This window comes from uncultured Draconibacterium sp. (assembly GCF_913063105.1).
Taxonomy (GTDB): Bacteria; Bacteroidota; Bacteroidia; order Bacteroidales; family Prolixibacteraceae; genus Draconibacterium.
The window spans coordinates 73,209-99,115 of the sequence record NZ_CAJXYQ010000007.1 but is presented as its reverse complement, the minus strand read 5'-3'; the positions used below and the strand labels follow the sequence as shown (position 1 = coordinate 99,115).

The window sequence follows — 25,907 nt, the reverse complement described above, 5'->3', positions numbered from 1 at the left end:
TTTGTTTCGTTTTAATGGCAGGAATATTTAAAGAGTTGAGTTTATGAGTAGCCAGATTGATGCAATGCAAAAAGAATCGAAAGACAGAAGAAACAATATTATTGTTATTGTTCTTTCTATAGTTTTAGTGGTGGTGTTGGTGTTGTTCTTTATGCAACGCCGCGATCATCAGGTAATTGTAAACGAAATTAAGCAGGAAAAAGATTCGATACAGTTTGAGCTTACAGAAATTGCCATGAGTTACGATTCGCTAAAAACCGAGAACGATACGATTAACGAGCAGTTGTTTGTTGCTCAGGCAAAAGTAAAAGATCTGTTGCTGGAGGTGGAGCAAACCAAAAAAGTTAGCTATTCAAAAATTTCAGACTACCAGAAACAAGTAACTACCCTACGTGGTATTATGCGCGACTTTGTAGTGCAGATTGATTCGTTAAACCGAAGAAACGAACAGCTGATGGCTGAAAACAGGGAGGTTAAACAACAATACAAGCAGGTTGAACAACAAAACGAGCAACTTAGTAAAGAAAAAGAGCGCCTGCAACAAAACCTGAAACGGGCAGCCATGCTTGAAGCACGCGAATTGGTGGCAACGCCATTAAATACGCGAAGCAAAGAAACCCGCTTTGCCAAACGTACTGCAAAAGTTCGAATTTACTTTGTTTTAGGGCAAAATGCCACCGCCAAACGAGGGCCAAAAAGTATTTACGCCCGCATAATGCGTCCCGATCAATTGCTGATGGTAAAATCCGAGAACGATGTTTTTCAGTTTGAGGACTTGAAAATCCAGTATTCGGCCATGCGCGAAGTGGTTTATGAAGGCAAAGATTTGCCGGTTGCTATTTTTTGGGACAATACCAACGAACCGGAATTAATGCCGGGGAATTATACCATTAATCTTTTTGCCGATGGTAACGAAATTGGCGAAACTACTTTCGAGATCAGATAAGCTGTATTTTATAATTACCGGTAAGCCGGTGTAAATTTTTTACACCATTTTTTATACTCTGCAATTGCTTTTGCAACCGGAAAAGCTTTGCCATGCCCGGGGTAAATGGTTTTAATTCCGAGCTTGAAAAGTTCATGCCAGGTTTGAAGTAAAAGCTCCGGGTTGTCAGCAAAAGGAGGGAAAATTTGTCCGTTTCGCATGTTTACAAAGGTGTCTCCCGAGATCAGGCTTTTATCAACTATTACCGATTGAGATCCCAAGGTATGCCCGGGCGTAGGAATAACTTTTGCCTTTATATTCCACGGGTTTAAATCAAAAAAAGCATTGTTTACCAGCTGCGCGGCAAATGCAGGTGGCGAAGTAAACCGCGGCATTAGTTTGCGGCCAATACCCGAAATAAAACGTGGGTAGCGGCCAATGCCTTTTGGTATGGGGGTAAAACCCTGTTGCAGGTTCCGAAATTCGTTTTTATGCACCAAAACCTGAGCACCGGTATATTCAACCAGTGCGGGCAGGTTGCCGGTGTGGTCGTAGTGGGTGTGGGTTAGCACAATAACTTTAATGTCGGTGGGTTCAATGCCTGCCTGCCTAAACATCAGCTCAATCTTCTTCATGTTGCCCTTAACCCCTGTGTCAATAAGCACACTGTTTGGTCCATTAACCAGCAGCGTGGCGTTGGAATAGCCAATTCTTTTCTGAATGATTTTAATGTTTGGCATCCTGAAATTATTTTTTTCGAAGGTAAGTTAAATCCATCATTCATTAGGTAGTGCCCCCTATAAAATGATGTTATATTTGCGCCTATGGCAACATTTTTATTTGATAAAATAATTTTCGGACCGGTAAAAAGCCGCAGGTTGGGTGTGTCGTTGGGTATAAACTTATTACCAACCGACAGCAAAGTATGCTCGTTTGATTGTATTTATTGTGAATGTGGATTTACCCCGCGTGAGTATGAGCAGAAAGTTACTTTCCCATCGCGGGCCGATGTGCGGCTAAGGCTGGAGGTGAAGTTACACGAAATGGTAGCTGCCAACGAGTTGCCCGATGTAATTACTTTTGCCGGTAACGGAGAACCAACATTGCACCCTGAATTTGCAGGTATAATTGACGATACCATTTCCCTGCGCAACGAAATTACACCCAAGGCCCGAATTGCTGTTTTATCAAACGCTACAATGATTCACCGGAAACCAGTTTTTGATGCTTTGTTAAAAATCCGCGATAATATTCAAAAGCTCGACTCGGCTTTTGAAGCAACGGTAAAACTATTGGACTGCCCCAAAGGCAATTTTAATCTGGCCAACACCATCGAACAGCTGGTTGCTTTTAACGGAAAAGTTATTATTCAAACCATGTTTGTACGGGGCACCTGGAAAGGGCAAACAATTAACAATACTACCGAGCAGGAGATAGCTGCCTGGCTCGGGGTTTTGAAAAAAATAAAACCATTGCAGGTAATGATTTACACCATTGCACGCGATACACCCATTGATACACTTGAAAAAGTTTCGTTGGAAGAATTAAATACCATTGCCGAACGTGTTCGCAATGCCGGTTTTGATGTGCAGGTTTCGGGATAAAAGCTGAAAGCTTTAAGGTTCAGCAATTTTGAGATATATTGCTGAACCTTAAATCCTTATCATTTCTTACAAAGAAGTACGATACCATTCAGAACTTCTTCCCAACATTCGAATTCCGGCAACAAAACCTTTAAGTTTAAGCACATCGTTGCTTTCCATCCAGCTGTAGCAATCGTAGGTTTTCCCCGATTTTGGGTCGTAAATGGTTCCGTTTTTCCATTCCTTCTTTTTGGCATCGTATTCAAAGTTCTTCAGAATTTGAATGCCCACCACCGAGCGGTCGCGCAAAGCCGGATCAGGGTTTTCATCATCCTTTGGTGGCGCTCCGTTTTCGTACTTTTCCGGAATCATATAAACAATAGTACCAATGTATTTGCCATCTTGTTTTTCCACCTCAATTTTGGTTGTTTTTTCATCGTTCCACCAAATGCCTACAATCTTATCGGCTTCTTGTGCTACACTCGCCAAAGCATAAATGCCAAGGAAAAAAAGAATTAGTAACTTCTTCATAATGTCTGATTTTGAATTAATTTTATGGAATAAATATAGAAAATTCATCGAGTTAATCATTTATTTTATACACATGAAAACCGTAAAACGCATTCTGCTTGGGGTACTTGGCTTCTTTGCACTGGTTATTATTGTTGGTTTTATTATTTTGCAAAATATAAAAACATCGGCGCTGCCCGATTATAACCAGGATGTAAAGCTAAGCGGGCTTTCTCAAGGGGTTTCGGTGTTTCGCGATGGGCAAGCCATACCACATATTTATGCAAAAACCGAAGCCGATTTGTATCGGGCAATAGGTTTTACCATGGCCCAGGATCGCCTGTGGCAAATGGATTTATTGCGCCGGGTTACACAAGGGCGTTTGTCTGAAATACTTGGGAAAGACCAGTTGGAAACCGACCTGCTGATGCGGGCTTTGCGTATTCAGGAGAAATCAGAGCAGATTCTGGCGCAATCAGATCCGGCAATTGTTGAGGCTCTACAGGCCTATGCTGATGGTGTAAATCAATACATTTCCCAAAATCCGCTACCTCCTGAATTTAAAGTGCTGCGTTACCAGCCCGAACCCTGGGAACCCGTACATTCCATTAATCTTATTGGTTACATGTCGTGGGACCTATCGATGGGATGGGGAACCGAGTATTTTTTGCATCAGTTGCGCACCGAAGTCTCCGACGAGAAAATTGCTGAACTTATTCCTGATTTGGAGCATCATAAAACAACCATTTACCCTGAGTTTGGAACGATTAAAGTTGAAGCATCGGCAACATTGCTGGCGGCTACCAAAAACCTGAAAGAACTGGGTGCCGAAATTTTTAACGGGAGCAACAACTGGGCCGTTGCCGGTAAAAAAAGTAAAAGCGGTAAACCTTTGCTGGCAAATGATATGCATTTGGGGTTATTCTCGCCCGGAATTTGGTACCAGATGCACCAGGTTGTTGAAGGTAAATTGAATGTTACCGGAGTGGTGGTTCCCGGACAACCCTTTGTTATTTGCGGACACAACGACAGCATTGCCTGGGGAATGACAAATGTAATGGTTGACGACCTTGATTTTTATGCTGAAAAATTGAACAAAGACTCTACCAAATATTGGTTTGATGGTGCCTGGCACGATCTGTTAATCCAACAGGAAATAATTCGCACCAAGGACGCTGAAGCGTTTGTTGAAGAGCTTAAGTTTACCCACCGCGGACCTTTGGTTAATCGCTTTAAGGAGGAGAAGGAAACGCCGCTTTCAATACGATGGCTGGGCAACGAAATGAGCAACGAAATTCGCACCGTTTTTTTGTTAAACCGCGCCAATAACTGGAGCGAGTTCAGAAGTGCGGTAAGCACCTTTAAATCGGTAAGCCAAAATATTGTTTATGCCGATGTAAACGGAAATATTGGTTTACAATGCAGTGCCGGACTACCCATTCGTTTGGGGTCGGGCATACAGATTTACCCCGGCGACAGCAGCAAGTACGATTGGCAGGGCCTTGTTCCCTTTGAAGAGCTGCCTTTTGAATTTAATCCTGAGCGGGGTTATGTTTCCTCGGCCAATAACAAAACCGTGCCTAATGATTATCCGCACTATATTTCTCATTGGTTTGCCACACCAAGCCGTATTAACCGGATTCGAGAAATGATGGAGGCCAAAGATCAATTGGATACCGATGATTTTAAAGCTATGCATGCCGATTGGAAATCGAAAACAGCCGAACAACTGAGCCCTGTATTTTTAGAAGCTATGCAAAAATCAGCTGATTTAAACGAAACTGAAAAAGAGGCACTCAGCCACTTGCAAGCCTGGGATTATGAGCTCACGCGAAACAGCGTGTCGGCAGCCATTTTTGAAGTACTGTATCGGAAAACAATGGAAAACCTGGTAAAAGATGAATTGTCGCCCGAATTGTTTAAAGGCATTCGCGGACAAAAAATGTTACTCGAAAATTTAATGATAAATCTGCTTGCCAGGGGGCATTCGGTCTGGGTAGATGATGTAATGACCGATGCTGAAGAGACTTTCGACGATATCATTCAGTTGGCCTTTCAGGAAGCTGTTTCAGAATTAATTCAGAAATTCGGAACGGATGTTGAGCAGTGGCAGTGGGGCCGTATGCATACCTTTACCATTAAGCATCCGCTGGGAGTTGTACCGATTTTAAACAAGGCATTTAACCTTAACCGGGGGCCTTTTGAAATGCCCGGCAGTTATCATACGGTTTGCCCTTATTCTTATTCATTTACCCGGCTTTACGAAACTTTTCATGGTGCTTCGCACAGGCACATTTACAATACAGCAAACTGGAATCAATCGGAAACGATTATTCCAACAGGCACCAGTGGAATTCCTGCCAGCGAGTTCTACCTTGATCAAACCGAAATGTATATCAATAATAAGTATCATCCTGATTGGTTTGAAAAAGAGGCGGTGCAAAGCCATGCCCTTTTTAAGATGCAGTTTGTGCCTTAAAAATTAGTGGTAGTGATACGGGAGATATTTCTCATCGGGGGCTAAACTTAATCGCGGGTCGTGCTGTTCTTGATATTACAAACTTCAAGTTATGAGCAAAAAAACGCCTGCACCTATTTATGTCGTTTCCGGAGGGAGAGGAATCGCCGGAAATAACCTGGTTCAATCACTATTAATTCAGTACCCTGAAAATAAAGTACCTGTTGAAATTATCGGGCAGGTGAGCACCGAAGATGAGGTTTTTGATATTATTATGAGGGCCAAAGCCGATAATGGTTTGATTGCGCATACCATGGTGAATGCTGATTTGCGCAACAAAATAAACGAGCTGTGTAAAGAGTTTAAGGTGCGGGTAATCGATCTTATGGGTGAACTGGCCGAGTACCTGGATGAGCAGTTGGATGTTGAACCATTGGTACATCCGGGTTTGTACCGCGAGATTAACTACCAGTATTTTGATCGTATTGATTCCATTGAGTTTACCTTATCTCAGGACGACGGTATGAGCCCTCAGCGATTGCGAAATGCGGAAATTGTATTAACCGGCGTGTCGCGGGCAGGGAAAACACCACTTAGCGTTTATCTGGCTATGTACGGTTGGAAGGTAGCCAACGTACCTTTGGTGCCCGGTGTTAATCCCCCCGATGAATTGTTTCAGGTAGATCCTAAACGTGTATTCGGATTACATATTGGTGCAAGTCAGCTCATTGCACATCGCCAAAAACGAATCTCAGGCTGGAATAATCATCACCTGGAGTCGTACATCGACCAAAGGGCTGTGCGTGAAGAAATACGAAAAGCCATGTTTATATTCGACCGTGGAGGGTTTACCGTAGTTAATGTTTCTAATAAACCTATTGAAAGCACCGCGAATGAAATTTTAGCATACATGTCGAAACGCTTTGCCTACCGTGGACGTAAATTAAAATCGCCCTACAACGCCCAGGATAAACTATCGGAATAAAAACGCAGGTTTTTTATTCTTCTCGTGTCAAATTATAAACGTAAGCTCACAAGTATGAGCAGACGATTGTGTTCAGGCAAATAGAATATTTATACAATATCGTATAAACAAATTGCCGTATACTTTGTAACTTCATGCATAATAATTTGATTGTTAAATTCATAAAAACCATGGTTAAACTAAGCGCAACATGTTTGCTTTTCTTTTTCTTTCTTATTGCTGATGCCTATGGGCAAAACGAATTGTTAACTATTGAGCAAGCCGTAAGCAAGGCAGTTGAGCATAATGCCGAATTGAATCAGCTGCGGGCAAGATTGTTGCAAAAAGAAAATGAATGGCGCATCAATACCGGAATTGCAGCTCCCGAAATTAGCTACTTTAAAGAGGGGATTAGTGATGACCCTACTGCTCCGTTTGCAGAAAAACGGGTGGCGATAACACAGGAAATAGATTTTCCGTTAACGGCAGTGTACCGCGTAAAAGCGCTAAAACAAGAGGTGCAGGCCCAGGAAAATGTAATTCGGGCAAAAGAGAAAGAAGTGAGTGCCCGGGTAAAGGGCAAATACATTGAAGTAATTTATGCCCTGTATTTACAGCGGTCGAGGCAAAACCAGTTAAACCTGGCACAAAACTTATACAATGCTGTTTATACCAAGTTTGAAACCGGTATGGGCAATGGTATCGACCTGGCCAATGCCGAGATACAACTCGATGAAGCCCGAAATGACCTGGATCAATCGGAGTGGATTTTGCACCAGGCTCGTTATGGATTGTTTAATTTGATTGGCCTGGCGATTGAAGAGCAGAAATACAGTATCAGTTTTGCTGATACACTTTATGCAACGGACATTGATATTTCACAAATTCAGGCACTGGCGGTTCAGGAAGAGCAACCCGCTTACCAGGCATCGGTAAACCTGCTAAATGCTTCTGATTTTTATTTGAAAGAAGCAAAAAGCAACATTCTGCCCGATGTTAGGTTTTGCCTGTATAAACAAGACTACGGAACGGGATATGATTTTAATGGATTTGAACTGGGCCTTAGCATTCCCATCTGGTTTCCTTTTGAGCAGAAAGGGAAAATACAAATGGCACATGCCAAAAAGGATGAGTTGCTGTGGAGCCAGAAGGAAATTCAGCTGAATATGAAAAAGGAAATTGAATATGCCTGGCACAATTATTCGGTAAGCCGTTCTATTGTAACCCGTTATCATTCGTCAATGAAAGAGCGGGCCTCGAGCCTGCAAAGCATGTCGTTAAAAGCCTATCAGCTGGGCGAAATAGATTTACTGGAGCTGTTAAATGCACAACAAATATTTTTAAAAAGCGAGCAGCGTTACTTAACCGCATTACGCGATTATTATCTGCAGTTGGTTGCCCTGGAACAATTTATAAACCAGGAGTTAATTTATTAAACTATTGAAAAGGAGTGCCCGGTGAATGTTGGTTTTACATCAGCTCAGCAGGAAATCTTTTTTACACAAAATACTAGGTATAAATGAAAACTTATTTTGTACAAATTATTGCCATCGTACTGGCCCTTTCTTTTTGGGGGTGTAGTTCAAACCCAAAAGAAGAACAAACGCAGGCTGAAGCCCCGGCGGAAATTCCTCCATCGTTAAAAGAAAACACCGGAAAAGTTATGTTGGTTAAGCTTTCTGACAAAGAACGGGAGGAACTGGCTGTAACAACCGAAAGAATTCAAAGTGAATATATCGACCATCAGCTGGTGGCACCGGGAGTTGTTTTTCCGGCACCGGGTCATTCTAGTATTATAAGTACGCCAATAAACGGGCAGGTTACAGCTATAAAGGTTTACGAGGGCCATTGGGTGAATAAAGGCCAGGAGTTGTTTCGTATTCAGAGCCTTGAGTATGGCAATCTGATTTCGGAATACCTGCAGGCTTTTGCCCAGGAGGCCTATCAAAAAAGCCGCCTGGCTCGCTTAAAACAACTGGTAGATGAAAAAATAAGTTCGGCCAATGAGTTGGAGCAAGCAACCGCCGAATATCAAAGGATTTCGGCAGCATTCAAATCAAGCTATGCCAAGCTGCGAGCAATTGGGGTATCAACAAGCGAGATTGAGCAATTTTCTAGCTCGGGTAATGTGGAGCCCACCTTAAAGATTTTAGCGCCCATAAATGGTGTTATCGAGAGAAACTTTGTTGAACTGGGGCAATCGGTAAATGCTCTTGAGAATCTTTCGCGTGTGCTCGATACCAGGCAGGTGCTGGTGCGCGGTTACCTTTCGCCTGGCGATGCCACACTGGTTGAGCCGGGCAATAAAGTAGTGCTAACAAAACGCGAACAGGAAGACATGCTTATCGAGGCAACAATTACATCCATTAACCCGGGATTGGATGAAAACAGCCGTTCGGTAGTTGTGAACATTGTTGTGCCATCAACCAACCACTGGCCAAAACCGGGCGAAAACCTGAGGTTGTCTATAACCTCTGAATCGAAAAAAGAAATTATTGCCGTAAAGTTACAGGCACTTACTTATGATGGCGACCAGGCTGTTGTTTTTGTAAAAAAGGATGCCAATACTTTTGAGCGTCGGCCCATCGAGATTGAAGAAATTGCAGATGATTACGTATATGTGGCTTCGGGGCTAATGCCCGACGAAGAAGTGGCTGTTACAAAAGTTTTCAGCTTAAAAGCTTTGTCTCGTTTCGAACTAATTTCTGAAGAATAAAACTTAAAAACCGTCAAGTGATGCTTCAAAATATTATCACATTTAGTGTTCGTCAAAAATATGTGGCCCTGGCTCTTGTTTTACTTATGGCCATTGGCGGTTATTTCTCGCTAATAAACCTGCCCATTAACTCGCAGCCCGATGTTACGCCTGTTCAGGTATTAGTGATTACCAAAGCCGGTCGCTATTCGCCATTCGATGTAGAAAAACTGGTGAGCTATCCCATTGAAACGGCCATGAACGGCCTGCCAAGTGTGGCAGAGGTGCGTTCTATTTCACAATTCGGACTATCGGCAGTTACCGTTGAGTTTGAGGAGGGTACTGACATTTATTTTGCGCGTCAGATCGTTAGTCAACGCCTGCAATCAATAATCGACGAACTGCCTCCGGGAGTTTCAAGTCCTTCGTTGGGGCCAATATCAACAGCACTTGGCGAAATTTACCAGTATGTTGTTAAAGGCGACAGCTACTCCTTATCCGAATTGCGCGAAATTCAGGATTGGCTAATCGCCCCTCAACTAAAAATTGTGAAAGGAGTTACCGAAATAAATTCGTTCGGGGGCTTTGTTAAACAATACAATGTAATAATTCAACCCGGGTTGTTGCGTACCTACAATATTGGCATTTCCGAGGTAATGGATGCTATTGCCCAAAACAACAGTGTGTCAGGAGGAAATTTCATTCAACACAATGGTGAGCAGTATATTATCAGGGGGGTAGGCCAGATTAGCAGTATGGATGATGTGCGAAATATTATTGTAAAAAATATTGATAACAAACCTATTTTTATAAAAGACCTGGCAACGGTTGTTGAAGGAAAGCAAATAAGACAGGGAGGTGTAACAAAAGACGGACAAGGTGAAGTAATTACCGGCATTGTTATGATGTTGCGGGGCGGAAACGGACGCGAAGTAATTGCCGAAATTGAAGATAAAATAGAAGAAATAAACAGAAGCCTGCCCGAAGGGGTTAGCGTTGAAAAGTTTTACGATCAATCAGATTTGATTAAACGAACCACCTCAACCATATCAACCAACTTAATGGAAGGGGGCTTTTTGGTAATTGTAGTGCTCTTATTATTACTGGGCGAAATCTCAGGTGCACTCATTGTGGCTATGGTCATCCCGTTTTCTATGTTGTTTGCATTTATTGGTATGCGCGAATTCGGACTGGCTGCTAACCTGATGAGCCTGGGAGCCATCGACTTTGGAATGGTGGTTGACGGGTCGGTTGTAATGGTGGAAAACATTGTACACGACCTGCAGAAAAACAAAAAAGAAGACAAGGACGAGGTAATACGCAAAGCTGCCAACCATGTGGTGCGGCCCATCTTTTTTGGGGTACTCATTATTCTGATGGTTTATGTGCCTATAATGACCTTTAAAGGAATGGAGGGTATTCTTTTCCGGCCAATGGCAATAACTGTGGCAGCTGCCGTTTTTGGTTCGCTATTGCTGGCTTTAATTTTTGTGCCGGCTATGGCTTCAATTGTTTTTCGGAAAAAAGTGAAAGTTCGACGAAATTACCTGATTGAATGGATGCGGCCACGCTACCAAAAGGGTCTGGAAAAGAACATGAACCGCCTGTGGTTTGTGGGCTCTTCGGCACTGGCTATCTTTTTGGTTTCCATTTTTTTAATGACCCGCCTCGGCACCGAATTCCTACCCGAGCTTGATGAAGGCTCCATCCTGATTGAACAGGTACGGATGCCCTCGGTAACGTTGGAAGAATCGATGGAAAATGCCGACTGGCTGGCCGGAAAACTAATGGAAAACATTCCTGAAATTGAAACCGTAGTGCCCAAAACCGGACGCTCTGATTTGGCTAACGACTGGATGGGTGTGCACCAAACCGATGTGTGGGTGGTGCTAAAACCCATTGAAGAGTGGCCCAAAGGGGTTACCAAGCAAGATATTATTACCCGTATTGAACCCTACCTGCTAACCGAACCCGGCCTGGCCTACAACTTTACCCAGCCTATTGCCATGCGTGTTGATGAATTAACAAGTGGGGTGAAATCTGATTTGGCCGTTAAAATTTATGGCGAAGACCTGGAAGTGCTCGATCAGATTGGAGTTGATATTTCGGCCCTGCTGAGTAGCCTTCCCGGAACCGATAATTTTTATGTGGAACAATCGGTGGGGCAACCCTACCTTACTATTAATATCGACAGAGAAGCGGTGGCATCGTTCGGGTTAAATGTGGATGATGTGCAAAAAGTGGTGGAAGCCGGAATTGGCGGTCAGGAAGCCGGACAACTTTACGAAGGGCAACGCCATTTTGGTATTGTTGTACGCTACCCCGAAAATATTAGAAACGAACTGCCTATGATTGCCGAAGTACCCGTGCATTTGCCCGGTGGTGGCTACATTCCGTTAAAACGTGTGGCAAACATCAAGCTGCAGGAAGGCCCCCGCGAAATACAACGCGAAAACGGCTGGCGCCGATTAATTGTTGGGATAAACATTAAGGATATTGATTTGGGAACTTACGTGGCACAATTACAGGAAGCTATTGATAAAAGTGCCAGCGTTCCATCGGGTTACTTTATCGATTATGGCGGTACTTTTGAAAATCAGCGCCGGGCAATGCGGCATTTATTGTTGGTTGTTCCGCTTTCCATTTTTATCATTATTGGTTTAATGTACCTGAACTTCGGAAAAATGCGATACGCATTGCTGATCTTACTGAACTTACCATTTGCCTTGTCAGGAGGTGTTTTCTTGTTGTGGGTACGAGGTATGTATTTGTCGGTAACCGCAAGTATCGGATTTGTAGCCCTGTTCGGAGTCGCGGTGCTTAATGGTATTGTACTGGTCGATCATATAAACATACTGCGGAAAGAGAAAAAAGGCGACCTGCGAAAACTGGTAATTGAAGGCTCGGTAGATCGTTTGCGCCCAGTGTTGATGACGGCCCTGGTAGCGAGTTTGGGTTTTATTCCAATGGCTTTTAATACAGGTCCTGGCTCCGAGGTACAACGCCCGCTGGCAACCGTTGTAATTGGCGGTTTGGTAACCTCTACATTTTTAACCCTTTTGGTACTGCCTATAGCTTATTATTGGATGGAGCGAAAGAAGGTTCCGGCTAAAGAAGTATAGCCGGTATTAAATAGAGCGATTCTTACTTTGAGTGAGACCAGCACTCTGAAGACGATTGGTAAAGGTTTTATTTTTAAAAACAGTTGGTGGTTTGTTTTCGTTATTTCCAACCATTTGTACGCCCTGCCTGTTCAATGTAATCCAGAATCTCTTCGTTATTTAGCTCTTCAATTGTATTCACTTTAATATATCTCGACTGCTCGTCATTTCCAAGAGGAGGTTTCGGATTAAAGCTTGCACCACTCAGAAACACAATATTGGCTGACACATGATAGGCTGCAAGTTCAATAAACCAACCAAGTTTTTCTGAGCCGTAATAGGCTTTGCTCCACTTAATGGCGTATTGAAGATTCGGAATTGAATCAGTAATCAGCTTATCTATTGATTTTATAACCGGTTGAATCCCCGGCATAATTCCGTTTGCCATCCAATATTCAATAATGGTATGGTTGTTCGAAGCAACTGGAGGCTTTTTTGTTGAAAGTGGTTTACGGTGTTTTTCCATAGTCTGGTTTCATTATTGCAGCAACAGGCAATTTAAACTTTTCCTTTTTTTATGAGTGCTAATCTATGTTTAACCATTTTTATAATCAAATGTTTGGGAAGAGGTTTGTCAACTGCGAATTGTACCGAACCTTTACCTTTCTTGTAGCCCGAAAGTTCCTGGTCAAATTTCTCCATAACTGTCGGGTGTGGATAGAAACCAATATGCTTTTTATACCCGGCTATCATAATCTGTTGATCGCGTTTGCCCCCTTCGGTTAAGGCATAAGCAGGGATGTTATAATTAATCATTTCAATTGCGTTTGGTGCTGCCCGGTAAATGCAATCTCTAAGTTCAATCAACCTTTCCTTCGTTTTTTCGCACTGACGGTCAAGATATTCATCTACCGTTTTATATTTCTTGGAGTCGTTCATCTTTTTTCTTTTATGTTTCCTTATGCAAAAGCTGGTGTGGTATGAACAGCATAACAGGTATTTTCATCTATTGTTTTTAGGATTTTAATACCTAATTTTTACATCTTCCTCCACTGGCTTCTTTTTGCAAAATAATTTTGCTTATCAAATCCTGAATATTTCGAAGCACTGTATCCCACGCAATGCCTCGTGAGCCTGAAGTTATCTGTTCCATCATTTGACTCCAGTCGTAATAGAAAAAGGCATTCGTCATAAAGAATAGTCCCGGGGATGGTTCCATTGAGCAGCATCCGGGAGGATTAAATATAATGATTAGTGATTCCGGTTGATTTTTTCAATTTTCAGGACCCCGCGCAAGTTTTTAAATGTAGTGGTGTCCAACCCTAAACAACAAAATTTTAGTAGATATGAAATCGAAATTTAGCTGGCGCGCATTTATAAGTTTTGGATTAACCTGGGCTATGCTGCTTATTCTGGTATCGGGTGTAATTTTATATGTGGCACCTCCGGGGCGCTACGCTCATTGGGTAAACTGGGAGCTGGCGGGGTTCTCGAAAGAAGGCTGGCAGGCCATTCATACAATATTCTCGCTGGGTTTTATTGTGCTTTCAATTTTTCACCTGTTCTCGGTAAACTGGAAAGCCTTTGTATCCTACATTAAATCAAAATCGGGCAAAGGATTTAATAAGAAAAAAGAGCTGGCACTTTCGGTGCTCATGGTACTGGTGTTTTTCTTCGGAACCGTGTTTTCTGTACCGCCGTTTAAAACCATTATGGTGCTGGGTGAAAATGCCACCAACTCGTGGGAGAAAACAGAAGAACGGGCACCTGTGGCGCATGCCGAATTGTTAAGCCTCGACGAACTGGCCGCACAGCTCGAAATTGGTGAAGTTAGCGTGCTCACACAAAAACTTGAAAGCCATAACATACACTTCAGCAATACCCACAGCCAAAGCTTGCAGCAAATAGCCGAGACCAATCGCACTACGCCAATGGACATTTACGAAATATTGGCCAAAAAGCCAGCCAACCAGGGACAAGGCATGGGGGTTGGTCGAAAAACCATTGACGATTTTGCAAAAGAGCTGAATAAAACAAGCGACGAATTGCTGCAAATTCTGAAAGCCAACAATATTAATGCACAAGCCAACGAAACCTTGCGCACCATTGGCGAAAACAATAATCTTCCACCGCGCGATGTTTACAAAATCCTGTCGGAATAGTGCCGTATTTTTTCTGAAATTGGTATTTTAATATCCTGAATGTCAGACACCGAAATTATAGAACAACTGAAACAAGGCAGCGAACTGGCTTTTAAAAAGTTGGTTGATACGCATCAGAAACTGGTGGTAAACACCTGTTATGGGTTGTTGCACAATCGCGAAGATGCCGAGGATATTGCCCAGGATGTGTTTGTTGAGGTGTATCGTAATGTTAAAAATTTCAGGGCCGATGCCAAACTTTCAACCTGGTTGTACCGAATTGCGGTAAACCGTTCGTTAAACCACATTCGTGATAATAAAAAACACAAGTGGTTTCGTTCGTTTGAAGACGAAGTAGCCGCTAAAAACAACGAATTGCTTAAAGTGCCGGGGGCCGCTGCCGATGAGCCCGAATACGACCTCGAAAACAAACAAAGAGCTGTAATGCTGAGAGAGGCCATAAATAGTTTGCCAGAAAAGCAAAAAGTAGCTTTTACTTTAAGCAAGTACGAAGAACTGTCGTACCAGGAGATTGCAGAAGTAATGGATTTATCGGTTTCGTCGGTCGAATCGCTGCTGTTCAGGGCCAAAAAGGGACTGCAAAAAAAATTGTATAAGTGTTACAAGAAAAAGTGCATATAAAACGCAAGTTTTTAAAAATGAGCGTGTCATATAAACAAATACTGAAAAGATGAACTGTAAGTTGGCACATAAAAAATTAATTTTCTTCGTAGAGCAGGAGCTCCCGGTTTCAGAAATGGAGCAGGTACGGCAGCACTTGAAACAATGTGCACCTTGTGCGCACTTTGCCGAAGAAATGAAAAAAACACTCAGTATTATCGAAGCCGATAAGGTAGAAGACGAAAATCCTTTCTTTTTTACACGGGTAAAGGCAAGGCTCGAAAACACAGCCGGCAAACAAGTGGCAGCACGGCCCGTTTTGGTGCGGATTTTACAGCCGGTAGCATTTTCAGTTATTCTGCTATTGGGAGTTTACGGAGGTTTTAAACTGGGGCAAACTCCAACTATAAATGCCGGTAATAACGCTGAAGCACAGGAGTTGATACCCTATTGGAACGAATTGGACGCCGAGCCTATTGAAACTTTTTTAATGGAATAATACATGGCAACAAAAAATACATATCGCATACTAATTTGGGTTATTGTAATTCTGGTGGGCACCAACTTGTCGATGGGTATTTCGTTTTGGTACCACAAACAGCAGGATAAAAAGGCAGCTGAAGCCGCCAGACAAAAGGTAGAGATGCCCTCGGAACAACGGACACGTTTTTTCCGCGAGCAGCTGAACCTGCAAGCCGATCAAATGGATGAATTTCGGAATTTAAACCGCGCCTACAACCGAAATGCACGGGAAATTTCCGACCGAATGACCGAGCTGCGGGTTACAATGGTTGAAGAAATGGGAGAAAATTATCCGGACAGCACGGCACTAAAAGCTATTTCAACCGAAATTGGAGCCTTGCACGCCGAGCTTAAGGATTTAACTATTGCTTATTACCTCGATATGAAAGAGGTTTGCACTGAAGAACAACAGGAAAAATTGAATGATGTTTTCCTGTCGATGACAAAATCAAAAGAAGATGTTTCATTGCCTCAACGTGGTGGGCGCCACCGCAGCAGGCCGATTAACGAATAAACAAACGTAAAATCATTATCGGAAGCGGGATGAAATAAAATGGCCAATAAAATTCATCATACGTTTCATTTTTAAATCTTAAAATTTTAAACAGATGAAAACTAGCAAGTTAAAAAACATTGCCTGGGTGATCTTTGCCCTGGTGTTAGCAAGCACAACAGCTTTTGCACAAGGAAACAGAAACGGAAATGGTTTTAACCAAAACCCCAAAAGCGATTGTTTAAGCAGCATTTCGGGCCTTACCGAAGAGCAGCACCAACAAATTGATAAAATGGAAGCAGCGCACCACGAAACGATGGAAGCACTGCGTACAAAACGCCGTTCAACAAACAATGCTGTTGAAAAAAGCGAAATCAGAACCGAAATGCTGAAAACCGTTGAGGCGCATCGCAAAGCCGTTCAGAATTTGTTAACAGATAAACAACAGGAGCAATACAGCCGGCTGCATGCCAATGTCGGCTACGGACGAAATCAGAACGTGGGAAGAGGGCAAGGAAATAACTCCGGGAATGGAAACGGACATGGAACTCTTGCGCGCGCAAACCACAACCACACTGGCAATTGCCAGGGACATACGGGCCGGGGGAATAAGCATAACCACTCAACCGACTGCCAGCACAGCAACACCGACACCATAAATGAAGCGGAATTTGAAGTTATTGAAGAAAAGGGATTTAATTAAGAACAAAACAACATCAGGAAGTCACAAAACAATTAAATAATCAGATCATGAAAAAAGTAAATTTTATAACAATTTTAGCAGTTGCGGCAGCAAGCTTCTTGTTCACAGCTTGTTCCGAATCGGAACAAATTGAAGAATCGATGGCATTGGCCGATAAAAGTTTGGAAATGAATAGCACACCAGGCGATTCATGTACATTTGAAGATGAACTAACAGAAGCCGACATATCCGGCCTGGTTTTAATGCGCGAAGAAGAAAAACTGGCGCACGATGTTTACCTTAAATTTTATGAATTATACGGCCAGGCTATATTCGAAAATATTGCAAAAAGTGAAGCTGCCCATACCAACGCGGTTTTAAATCTTCTAAATGGATATGGTATTGAAGATCCAGCACTGGAGGTTGCCGGCGAATTTTCGAATGAGGAATTCGCTGCTTTGTATGCAGCGCTTATTGAAGCGGGCTCGGTAGGTTTGGTTGAGGCACTTACAGTTGGTGCAACCATTGAAGATCTGGATATATTCGACCTACAGGAACTGTTAAAAGAAACTTCAAGCGCCGATATAACAGGGGTTTATCAAAACCTGCTAAAAGGGTCGGAAAACCATATGCGTGCATTTGTTGGAGCATTGGCTACCCAAAATGCCACTTACGAAGCGCAATACATTACCGCAGCTGAACTGGCAGAAATTCTTGCCGCCGAAAATGAAAACAGTAAGGGCACTTCGGCAAATGAGAATGACAACGGAAATAAAGGCAACAACCAGGGCAATGCAGCAGAAAATGGGAATGATGGTAACACCCCGAATGAGGATTGCGATAGCACTGGAGCTGATGAAGCCAATGGCAATCAGGGAAGTGCACAAGGCAATTCAAACGGGAACAAATAGTTATTGCAAAATATATTTTTTAGCACTTAAAGGCTGTCGGTACCGACAGCCTTTAATTTTTTATAAGCTTTTTGTTAAAAGTGCCCGCGACAAAAGGGGGTGTTTTTCATGTAAGTATTAAAAAACTAACGAAAATGTTTCTTCTCGTCCTATTATTCCCAATAAAATATAAATTTGTAAGCTCGAAAAATCGAGAAGTATAAAATGACCGCAGACAGGTCAGAATCAGACATTAAAAGGCAGATAAAAAAGAAACATCATGGCACGTTTGAAAATTAAAGACATACTGAAACATGGAGAAACAGGCAGCGAAGTGGTTGCCAAGGGTTGGGTACGTACAAAACGAGGAAGCAAAAATGTAAACTTTATTGCCCTTAACGACGGGTCAACCATTCATAATCTTCAGGTGGTTGTAGATGTGGAAAGTTTTGAAGAAGCATTGATACGCGATATTACAACCGGAGCAGCCATTGCTGTTGCGGGAGAACTGGTAGAATCGGCCGGTAGTGGACAAAACGTAGAGCTAAATGCCAAATCAATTGATTTGCTGGGTAAAGCCGACCCGGAAAAATATCCGATTCAGCCCAAAAAACATTCGCTTGAGTTTTTGCGCGAAAACGCGCACCTGCGCTTCCGTACCAACACTTTTAGCGCAGTTTTCCGCATCAGGCATGCCATGGCTTTTGCCATTCATAAATACTTTAACGAAAAAGGATTTAACTACCTGCATACACCAATTGTAACTGCCAGCGATGCTGAAGGGGCCGGACAAATGTTTCGTGTGTCAACCCTTGATCCTAAAAATCCGCCGCTAACTGATGAGGGCGAGATTAATTACGCCGAAGACTTTTTTGGAAGGGCAACCAACCTTACCGTGTCGGGACAGCTCGAAGGTGAGCTGGGAGCACTGGCACTGGGAGAGATTTATACCTTTGGCCCTACATTTCGGGCTGAAAACTCGAACACAACAAGGCACCTCGCAGAGTTTTGGATGATTGAACCGGAAATGGCTTTCTACGATTTGAAAGACAATATGGATTTGGCCGAGGAATTCCTGAAATATTGTATAAAATATGCGCTTGAAAATTGCATGGACGACCTGCAGTTTCTGGCACAACGAATTCAACAGGAAGAAAAAAATAAACCACAGGATCAGCGCTCAATGGATTTAATTGAGAAGCTGGAATTTGTTTTGAATAACGACTTTGTGCGTATAACCTACACCGAGGCGATTGATATTCTGAAGAACTCAAAACCATATAAAAAGAAAAAATTCCAGTTCCCGGTTGATTGGGGCGTTGATTTACAAAGCGAACACGAGCGCTTCCTGGTTGAAAAGCATTTTAAGTGTCCGGTAATTCTAACCGATTACCCAAAAGACATTAAAGCATTTTACATGAAACAAAACCCTGACGGGAAAACCGTAGGTGCCATGGATGTTTTATTCCCCGGAATTGGCGAGATTATTGGCGGATCGCAACGCGAAGAAGACCTGGAAAAACTGACAACCCGCATGCAGGAAATGGATATTCCGGCAGAAGAAATGTGGTGGTACCTGGATACACGCCGCTACGGATCGGTTGAGCATAGTGGATTTGGCCTTGGTTTCGAACGTTTTATCCTATTTGTAACCGGAATGGGTAACATCAGAGATGTAATTGCCTTTCCGCGGACACCAAAAAATGCTGAATTTTGATGGTGTAATTTAGAAAACTTACTCCGAAAAAAATGTTATTTTTACGGGGTTATCAATTGGGATTATGGAGCAAAAATTAACATTACAACAGAAGCTGCTCCAAAAGCTGTCGCCTCAACAAATACAGGTGATAAAGCTTTTGGAAATCCCAACTATGCAACTCGAGCAACGGATAAAAAAAGAACTGGAAGAAAATCCGGTGTTAGAGCTCGAGTCTGATAATCCGGGAGCAGCCGATGAGCAGGGAAACGACGATTCGGATAATAATACCGACATCGATAATGAAGAGTTTTCGATGGACGATTATTACGAAGACGATGAAATTCCTACCTATAAACTCAATGTAAATAATTACTCAAAAGACGATAAATACATCGATGTTCCGTTTTCGGTTGGCATTAGCTTTCACGAGTTTTTAAATGAACAACTGGGGCTGACCGACCTGAATGAGGAGGAGCAGCAACTTGCCGAATATATTATCGGCAATATTGATGACGATGGTTACCTGCGCCGTGATTTGATGGCCATTAGCGACGATCTTGCGTTTAATATGAACCTGGATGTGCCAGAAGAGAAACTGGAAAAAATACTTCGGGTTATTCAGGAATTTGACCCACCGGGAATTGCTGCCCGCGATTTGCGCGAATGCTTGTTGCTGCAATTAGACCGTAAAGAAGAAGCAACATATAAGTTGGCGAAAACCATTGTAAAAGAATACTTTGCGGAATTTACCAAGAAACATTACGATAAAATCAGGTCGAAGCTTGAACTGTCGGAAGAGGAGCTAAAAAAGGGAATAGATGAAGTGCTGAAACTGAATCCAAAACCCGGTAGTTCCTACAGTAACCCATTAAATAAATCGAATCAGCACATTGTTCCCGACTTTATTCTGGAGCTGGTTGATGGAGAATTGAGCTTATCGCTCAATCAGCGAAATGTGCCCGAGTTAAAGATTAACGAAACCTACTCGGATATGCTCAAAACAATGAGCCAAAACCAGAAGTCGCAAAAGAACGATAAGGAGGCACTTAGTTTTGTGAAACAAAAAATGGATTCTGCAAAATGGTTTATCGATGCTATTCACCAGCGTCAAACCACCTTGCTGCTTACCATGTCTGAAATAATTAGTTTTCAAAAAGAATATTTTCAGGAAGGCGATGAAACCAAATTGCGCCCGATGATATTAAAGGATATTGCTGAAAGAACAGACCTTGATATTTCAACTATTTCAAGGGTTTCAAACAGTAAATATATTCAAACGCACTTTGGAATTTACCCGCTGAAATATTTTTTCTCCGAAGGTTTGCAAAAGGATGATGGCGAAGAAGTATCGACCCGCGAGATTAAAAAAATCCTTCAGGAATGTATTGAGGGTGAAAACAAACGTCGGCCATTAACCGACGAAAAGCTGGCCCAGATTCTGAAAGAAAAATCATACAATATTGCCCGCCGTACGGTGGCAAAATACAGAGAGCAAATGGGAATACCGGTTGCTCGCTTGCGCAAAGAGTTATAAAATGGATAGAAAACTGGCTAAAGTCATATCCATTGTTTTTCATCCTGTAATCGTGCCTACACTCGGTATGGTTTTGTTATTCAACTCGGGTTTTTATTTTGAATTACTGCTTTGGGAAGCCAAGCGGTTTGTATTGTTGGTAGTATTTTTTACCACTTGCATACTGCCAATGCTATCGGTGGCCGTGTTGTCGTTAAATCCGAAATTTGATGTGAACATGCCCGATAGTCGCGACCGGTTAATTCCGCTACTGAGCTCTGCCTTGTTTTATTACCTGGGATTCTTTCTCTTACGAAAAGTACAGGCAGTTCCCGAATTTAAATTGTTTATGCTGGCTTCGGTATTGGTAATTGTTGCTTTGCTTGTTATTTCGATAAAATGGAAAATTAGTAACCACATGGCTACCATTGGTGGCCTTTCGGGTGCTTTATTTGCCCTGGCGTTCCGCAATGGCATAAACCCGGTTTATTCGGTCTTAATCGTTGTATTGCTTTCGGGCTTAATTGGTAGTGCAAGGCTGAGTTTGAAAAAACACAGTGTTGCACAATTGGCTGCCGGTTACGGGCTAGGCTTTGTGGTGCTTTACCTTGTTATTTATTTTGTATAAAAAAAGGGACCTAAAAAAGCCCCTCTTGTTTTATCTTTTGTATTGCTGTTATTCAACAAATTTATAACCAATACCTTTTAAGGTTTTAATGTGCTCGTTACCAATTTTTTCGCGCAATTTTCGGATGTGAACATCGATGGTACGATCGCCAACCACAACGTTTTCGCCCCACACCGAGTAATAAATCTCTTCGCGAGTAAAAACTTTTCCCGGTTTTGAAACGAGTAAGGAAAGCAATTCGAATTCCTTACGTGGCAATATCATTTCGTTATCGCCAATCCGTATCAGGTAACGCTCTTTGTCGATTAGCAGGTTGCCAATGGTAACAGTATTGGTGTCAACTACCTCAACGGGTTGGGCTGCTTCGCCTGTACGTTTTAACAATGCTTTTACCCGGCTTACCAATACTTTTGGACGAACCGGTTTGGTTATATAGTCATCAGCACCGGCTTCAAATCCCGCAATTTGTGAATAATCTTCTCCACGGGCTGTTAAAAATGCAATAACTGTACTACTTAGCGAGGGTATTTTCCGAAGTTCTTCGCAAGCAGCAATACCATCCATTTCAGGCATCATAACGTCGAGTATAATTAGGTGCGGAACGTGTTTTTCAGCCACCTTTATAGCTTCCACCCCATTTTTTGCGGTGTAAACCTTATATCCTTCTTTTTCAAGGTTGTAACTTAGGAATTCAAGGATATCCAATTCGTCGTCAACCAATAAAACTTTAAATTCGTTTTCACTCATAACATAAAATTCTTGAACAAAAGTACGTGCTACTTATTAAAGAACAATTAACTTTTCTTTAAACAAAAAATAATCACGAAAATAACACTTCGTATAATCAAAGCAAAATACAAATTAAAAGCCACACTCGGGTGTTATTTGCCCGAAACTTTTTCTTTCTTTTATTTCTGCTTTTCAAGTGTAAAGTTAAAAGTGGTTCCCTGCTCGGGTACACTTCTAACATTTATCGATTGATTGTGGGCTTCAATAATGTGTTTTACAATGGAAAGGCCAAGTCCGGTTCCTCCCTGCTCACGCGATCGTGATTTGTCGACCCTGAAAAAACGTTCAAATATTCGTCTAAGGTCTTTCTTCTCAATTCCAATTCCATTATCGGCAACCTCAACAATTATATTGTCTTCCAAATCATGAAAAGAGATGTTGACATAACCTTCGGGCTTACCGTATTTTATCGCATTTACAATTAGGTTGGTAACTACCTCCAGAATGCGTTTTTTATCGGCCCTGACAAAAATCGGTTTATCGGGTCTGTTCAATATATTCACCGATATTTTGTTCTCCATAGCTTGCCAGTGTTCCATTTCAATAACCTCTTCAACTGTTTTAACAATGTCAAAACGGGTCATATTAAGTTTCAGCTCGCCCGATTCCAGTTTGGTAATCGACTCCAGGTCTTCAACAATTGACACCATGCGGTCGATGCTCTTTTCGGTACGTTTCAGGTAGAGTTTATTTATTTTCGGATCTTCCAGACCGCCTTCCAACAGTGTTAATACATAACCCTGGATGTTAAAAATTGGTGTTTTTAATTCGTGCGAAACATTGCCTACAAAATCCTTTCGGTATTTTTCCAGTTCCTTCAATCGCTCAATCTCTTTCAGCTGAGTTTTTGCCCATTCTTCAACTTCGTATTTTACGTTTAACAGCAAACTGTTCGAATCGATTTTTTCTTCCATCTTTTTGCCACTTAACGGCAAATCGCGAATGGTATTGTAAAGTGGCTTTATTCGGTCGATGATGTATTTTTTTATGATATACAAAATGGAAAAGTAGGCAGCCACAAAGAAGAATAAAATTGAAACAATGATAACCAGAATGTTCTCGCCAAAAAAATGTGCAAGTAGGGTTATCCCAAATGCGAGTAGGGTTAAAATTGCAGCAACCAGGATGGCAAGGAATTTCGAAGAATATGTTCTCATTAAGTATATTTTATTATGATATAACAGTTATTGATAAATCTAACGCTGCAAATTAAGTTTTCAAATACGGTATAAAAAAGTGGTTATTAATTGGTTAATGGTAATTTCATGGTTAGTTAATATTTTATTAATATTACAAAACGATTAAACTTTTTACTTGCTTTATATTTGCCGACCTTTAATAAACCAAATTTCAATGGAAAACTTTTATTTGATTCTTGTTATTGTACTCTTTGCTTTAGCAATTTCAGACCTAATTGTAGGAGTAAGTAATGATGCAGTTAACTTTTTAAATTCAGCTGTTGGTTCAAAAGCAGCTCCCAAGTGGGTGATTTTTTTAATGGCAAGTTTAGGGGTGCTTATCGGGGCTACTTTTTCGAGTGGAATGATGGAAGTAGCGCGAAAAGGAATTTTTCACCCCGATATGTTTGTCTTCTCCGAAATCATGATCATTTTTTTGGCAGTAATGATAACCGATGTTATTCTGCTTGACATGTTTAACACTTTTGGGATGCCAACTTCAACTACGGTTTCAATAGTTTTTGAATTGCTTGGTGCTGCCGTGGCGGTATCGATTGTAAAAATCAAAACCGCCGGAGGTTCAGTTGTAATGGAGCTGTCGCAATACATCAACTCGAGTAAAGCCCTGGCTATTATTACCGGTATATTGCTCTCGGTCTTTATTGCTTTTACGGTTGGGGCAATAGTCCAATACTTAACCCGACTGGTTTTTACCTTTAAGTATCGCGGTCCGATGAAATACTTTGGTTCTGTGTTTGGAGGACTGGCCATTACTGCTATCACCTATTTTATTGTTATTAAAGGAATGAAAGGATCGACCTTTGCCAGTATTGAATTGGCAAATGGCGAAACTGTTCAGGATTGGGTGAAACATCACACCGGATTAATGCTTTTGTATAGCTTTGGGTTTTGGGTGGTGTTAATTCAGTTGTTAAGATGGATTTTTAATATTAAGATATTGAAGGTAGTTGTTTTGGCCGGAACCTTTGCATTGGCTATGGCATTTGCCGGAAACGACCTGGTGAACTTTATAGGCGTACCACTGGCCGGTTATAACTCATTTCAGGCATGGGTCGCTGATGGAGCTTCAAACCCCGATACCTTTTCCATGGCCATGTTGGCAGGCAAAGTAGGTACACCTACCTATATGCTGCTAATTGCCGGATTAGTAATGATTGTAACACTTATTATGTCGAAAAAGGCAAAATCGGTAATTGCAACATCGCTTGATTTATCGCGCCAAAACGAAGGAGATGAACGCTTTGGATCGTCTTTTGCCGCGCGTGTTATAGTTCGTGGAACTACAAAGTTTAACAAACGTCTAAATAGCATATTGCCCTCAGCTGTTACCGAGGGAGTGGGTACGCGTTTTCAGCCACATACCTATGTCGCAGAGGATGACCAGGATCCACCTTCATTTGATAAGGTACGGGCATCGGTTAATTTGGTGGTTGCCAGTATTTTAATTGCCATTGGTACCTCTTTAAAGCTTCCGCTATCAACAACTTACGTTACATTTATGGTGGCCATGGGTACTTCGCTATCAGATCGTGCGTGGGATCGCGAGAGTGCTGTTTACCGCATTTCCGGTGTATTTGCAGTAATCGGAGGTTGGTTTTTAACCGCTTTAATTGCTTTTACAGTATCAGGTTTGGTGGCATTGCTGATTGCCCTTAGTGGCAAGTTTATGGTTTTTGTATTTGTTGTTGTGGCTGTTGCTATGGTTATTCGTACGCATACCATGATGAAAAAACGCGAGAAAAAAATTGCCGCTGAAGATGAAGATATTGAAGAGGCGGATGCGCACGAGCAAATTCTGGAGAAAAGTTCAAAACAAGTAGTTAAAGCTATTGTGGCTTCAAGCCAGGTACTTGCTCTTGGCATACAAGGCTTTATTAAAGAAGACCGGAATGCACTGAAAAAAGTGCAGGAAATATCTGATACCTTTTCAAAAAAGGCAAAACGTAACCGCGACCGGGTGTACTCTACAGTTACCAAATTAACCGATGGTACACTTGAAACCAGTCATTTTTACGTACAAGTTATGGAGCATAAAAGAGAAATGGCACATGCCTTACATTTTATGCTTGCTCCGGTAATTTTTCATGTTGAAAATAACCATAAACCGTTTACTGATGAGCAGGTTAAGGAATTAAAAGAGATGACTTCGCAAATTGATACATTTTTTAATTACGTATTACACGCAGTAAAAGCAGAGAATTTTGATGAGCTGGAGCAACTGATTGCAAAAAGAGATCAATTGCTTACCTATCTTAGTAAGATGGAAAAAAGCCAGATTAAAAGGATAAAAAACAAGTTGGTTAATACAAGAAATTCGCAATTGTTTTTTAAGGTTATTTCCGAAATTGAACATCTACTGCTTCATACAGTAAATCTTGTAAAAGCGCATCGCGATTTTATTAAATACACCAGAGATACCAAATAATAAATAAGTAAATAGTATTCGGGTTATTTTGGTTTTGTTTGTATCTAATTATAAGAGTTTTAGCGAGGC

Annotated in this window: 24 protein-coding genes; 17 read left to right on the top strand and 7 right to left on the bottom strand. The window is 41.8% G+C overall.

Annotated features, from left to right (window positions below; genetic code table 11):
* Positions 1–43: 43 nt before the first annotated feature.
* Positions 44–946: a hypothetical protein gene (locus tag QZ574_RS08990; protein WP_297088995.1), complete on the top strand. Its 903-nt coding sequence runs from the start codon at positions 44–46 to the stop codon at positions 944–946.
* A gap of 14 nt (positions 947–960) precedes the next feature.
* On the opposite strand, the gene QZ574_RS08985 is transcribed toward QZ574_RS08990, so the two are convergent.
* The gene (locus QZ574_RS08985) at positions 961–1,665 is read right to left on the bottom strand and encodes an MBL fold metallo-hydrolase (RefSeq protein ID WP_297088993.1); all 705 of its coding nucleotides are present in this window, start codon (positions 1,663–1,665) and stop codon (positions 961–963) included.
* A gap of 84 nt (positions 1,666–1,749) precedes the next feature.
* On the opposite strand from QZ574_RS08985, the gene QZ574_RS08980 reads away from it, so the two are divergent.
* Complete coding sequence (locus QZ574_RS08980; RefSeq protein WP_297088991.1) at positions 1,750–2,529, top strand: hypothetical protein; 780 nt, start codon at positions 1,750–1,752, stop codon at positions 2,527–2,529.
* A 66-nt stretch (positions 2,530–2,595) separates the two neighbouring features.
* Here QZ574_RS08980 and QZ574_RS08975 read toward each other — a convergent pair whose 3' ends face one another.
* A complete protein-coding gene (locus QZ574_RS08975) occupies positions 2,596–3,039 on the bottom strand; it encodes a DUF2147 domain-containing protein (RefSeq protein ID WP_297088989.1) in 444 nt (147 codons plus the stop codon).
* A 73-nt stretch (positions 3,040–3,112) separates the two neighbouring features.
* Between QZ574_RS08975 and QZ574_RS08970 the strand changes: the two genes are divergently transcribed.
* The 5 genes from QZ574_RS08970 (at position 3,113) to QZ574_RS08950 (ending at position 12,257) form a co-directional block, all read left to right on the top strand.
* A complete protein-coding gene (locus QZ574_RS08970) occupies positions 3,113–5,497 on the top strand; it encodes a penicillin acylase family protein (RefSeq protein WP_297088987.1) in 2,385 nt (794 codons plus the stop codon).
* A 91-nt stretch (positions 5,498–5,588) separates the two neighbouring features.
* Positions 5,589–6,461, top strand: a complete 873-nt coding sequence (locus QZ574_RS08965) for a pyruvate, water dikinase regulatory protein (RefSeq protein ID WP_297088985.1) — start codon at positions 5,589–5,591, stop codon at positions 6,459–6,461.
* Positions 6,462–6,631: 170 nt separating this feature from the next.
* The gene (locus tag QZ574_RS08960; protein ID WP_297088983.1) at positions 6,632–7,876 is read left to right on the top strand and encodes a TolC family protein; all 1,245 of its coding nucleotides are present in this window, start codon (positions 6,632–6,634) and stop codon (positions 7,874–7,876) included.
* Positions 7,877–7,959: 83 nt separating this feature from the next.
* A complete protein-coding gene (locus QZ574_RS08955) occupies positions 7,960–9,156 on the top strand; it encodes an efflux RND transporter periplasmic adaptor subunit (protein WP_297088982.1) in 1,197 nt (398 codons plus the stop codon).
* A gap of 20 nt (positions 9,157–9,176) precedes the next feature.
* Positions 9,177–12,257 (top strand): CusA/CzcA family heavy metal efflux RND transporter, encoded by a 3,081-nt coding sequence (locus QZ574_RS08950; RefSeq protein ID WP_297088981.1) that lies wholly within the window; start codon positions 9,177–9,179, stop codon positions 12,255–12,257.
* Between the two features lie 100 nt (positions 12,258–12,357).
* Here the strand turns inward: QZ574_RS08950 and QZ574_RS08945 are convergent, their stop codons facing one another.
* From QZ574_RS08945 to QZ574_RS08935, 3 genes are all read right to left on the bottom strand, one after another.
* Complete coding sequence (locus QZ574_RS08945) at positions 12,358–12,762, bottom strand: DUF1801 domain-containing protein (protein WP_297088979.1); 405 nt, start codon at positions 12,760–12,762, stop codon at positions 12,358–12,360.
* Between the two features lie 32 nt (positions 12,763–12,794).
* Positions 12,795–13,175 (bottom strand): DUF1801 domain-containing protein, encoded by a 381-nt coding sequence (locus tag QZ574_RS08940; protein ID WP_297088977.1) that lies wholly within the window; start codon positions 13,173–13,175, stop codon positions 12,795–12,797.
* 91 nt (positions 13,176–13,266) lie between these two features.
* The gene (locus QZ574_RS08935) at positions 13,267–13,455 is read right to left on the bottom strand and encodes a hypothetical protein (protein ID WP_297088975.1); all 189 of its coding nucleotides are present in this window, start codon (positions 13,453–13,455) and stop codon (positions 13,267–13,269) included.
* Between the two features lie 127 nt (positions 13,456–13,582).
* Between QZ574_RS08935 and QZ574_RS08930 the strand changes: the two genes are divergently transcribed.
* The 9 genes from QZ574_RS08930 (at position 13,583) to QZ574_RS08890 (ending at position 21,425) form a co-directional block, all read left to right on the top strand.
* Positions 13,583–14,398: a DUF4405 domain-containing protein gene (locus tag QZ574_RS08930; RefSeq protein WP_297088973.1), complete on the top strand. Its 816-nt coding sequence runs from the start codon at positions 13,583–13,585 to the stop codon at positions 14,396–14,398.
* A 39-nt stretch (positions 14,399–14,437) separates the two neighbouring features.
* Positions 14,438–15,019 (top strand): sigma-70 family RNA polymerase sigma factor, encoded by a 582-nt coding sequence (locus tag QZ574_RS08925; protein ID WP_297088971.1) that lies wholly within the window; start codon positions 14,438–14,440, stop codon positions 15,017–15,019.
* A 49-nt stretch (positions 15,020–15,068) separates the two neighbouring features.
* Positions 15,069–15,497, top strand: a complete 429-nt coding sequence (locus tag QZ574_RS08920; RefSeq protein WP_297088969.1) for a zf-HC2 domain-containing protein — start codon at positions 15,069–15,071, stop codon at positions 15,495–15,497.
* A gap of 3 nt (positions 15,498–15,500) precedes the next feature.
* Positions 15,501–16,034, top strand: a complete 534-nt coding sequence (locus QZ574_RS08915) for a periplasmic heavy metal sensor (protein WP_297088967.1) — start codon at positions 15,501–15,503, stop codon at positions 16,032–16,034.
* 94 nt (positions 16,035–16,128) lie between these two features.
* On the top strand, positions 16,129–16,716 hold the full coding sequence (locus QZ574_RS08910) for a hypothetical protein (protein ID WP_297088965.1): 588 nt from the start codon (positions 16,129–16,131) through the stop codon (positions 16,714–16,716).
* Positions 16,717–16,763: 47 nt separating this feature from the next.
* Positions 16,764–17,606 (top strand): DUF2202 domain-containing protein, encoded by an 843-nt coding sequence (locus QZ574_RS08905; protein ID WP_297088963.1) that lies wholly within the window; start codon positions 16,764–16,766, stop codon positions 17,604–17,606.
* A 259-nt stretch (positions 17,607–17,865) separates the two neighbouring features.
* Positions 17,866–19,302, top strand: a complete 1,437-nt coding sequence (gene asnS / locus QZ574_RS08900) for an asparagine--tRNA ligase (RefSeq protein WP_297088961.1) — start codon at positions 17,866–17,868, stop codon at positions 19,300–19,302.
* A 64-nt stretch (positions 19,303–19,366) separates the two neighbouring features.
* Positions 19,367–20,818 (top strand): RNA polymerase factor sigma-54, encoded by a 1,452-nt coding sequence (gene rpoN / locus QZ574_RS08895; RefSeq protein ID WP_297088959.1) that lies wholly within the window; start codon positions 19,367–19,369, stop codon positions 20,816–20,818.
* Between the two features lies 1 nt (position 20,819).
* Positions 20,820–21,425 (top strand): PAP2 family protein, encoded by a 606-nt coding sequence (locus QZ574_RS08890; protein ID WP_297088957.1) that lies wholly within the window; start codon positions 20,820–20,822, stop codon positions 21,423–21,425.
* 48 nt (positions 21,426–21,473) lie between these two features.
* On the opposite strand, the gene QZ574_RS08885 is transcribed toward QZ574_RS08890, so the two are convergent.
* The gene (locus QZ574_RS08885) at positions 21,474–22,172 is read right to left on the bottom strand and encodes a response regulator transcription factor (protein ID WP_297088955.1); all 699 of its coding nucleotides are present in this window, start codon (positions 22,170–22,172) and stop codon (positions 21,474–21,476) included.
* Positions 22,173–22,333: 161 nt separating this feature from the next.
* On the bottom strand, positions 22,334–23,371 hold the full coding sequence (locus tag QZ574_RS08880) for an ATP-binding protein (protein ID WP_297088952.1): 1,038 nt from the start codon (positions 23,369–23,371) through the stop codon (positions 22,334–22,336).
* Between the two features lie 196 nt (positions 23,372–23,567).
* Between QZ574_RS08880 and QZ574_RS08875 the strand changes: the two genes are divergently transcribed.
* A complete protein-coding gene (locus QZ574_RS08875; RefSeq protein WP_297088950.1) occupies positions 23,568–25,838 on the top strand; it encodes an inorganic phosphate transporter in 2,271 nt (756 codons plus the stop codon).
* Positions 25,839–25,907 lie beyond the last annotated feature (69 nt).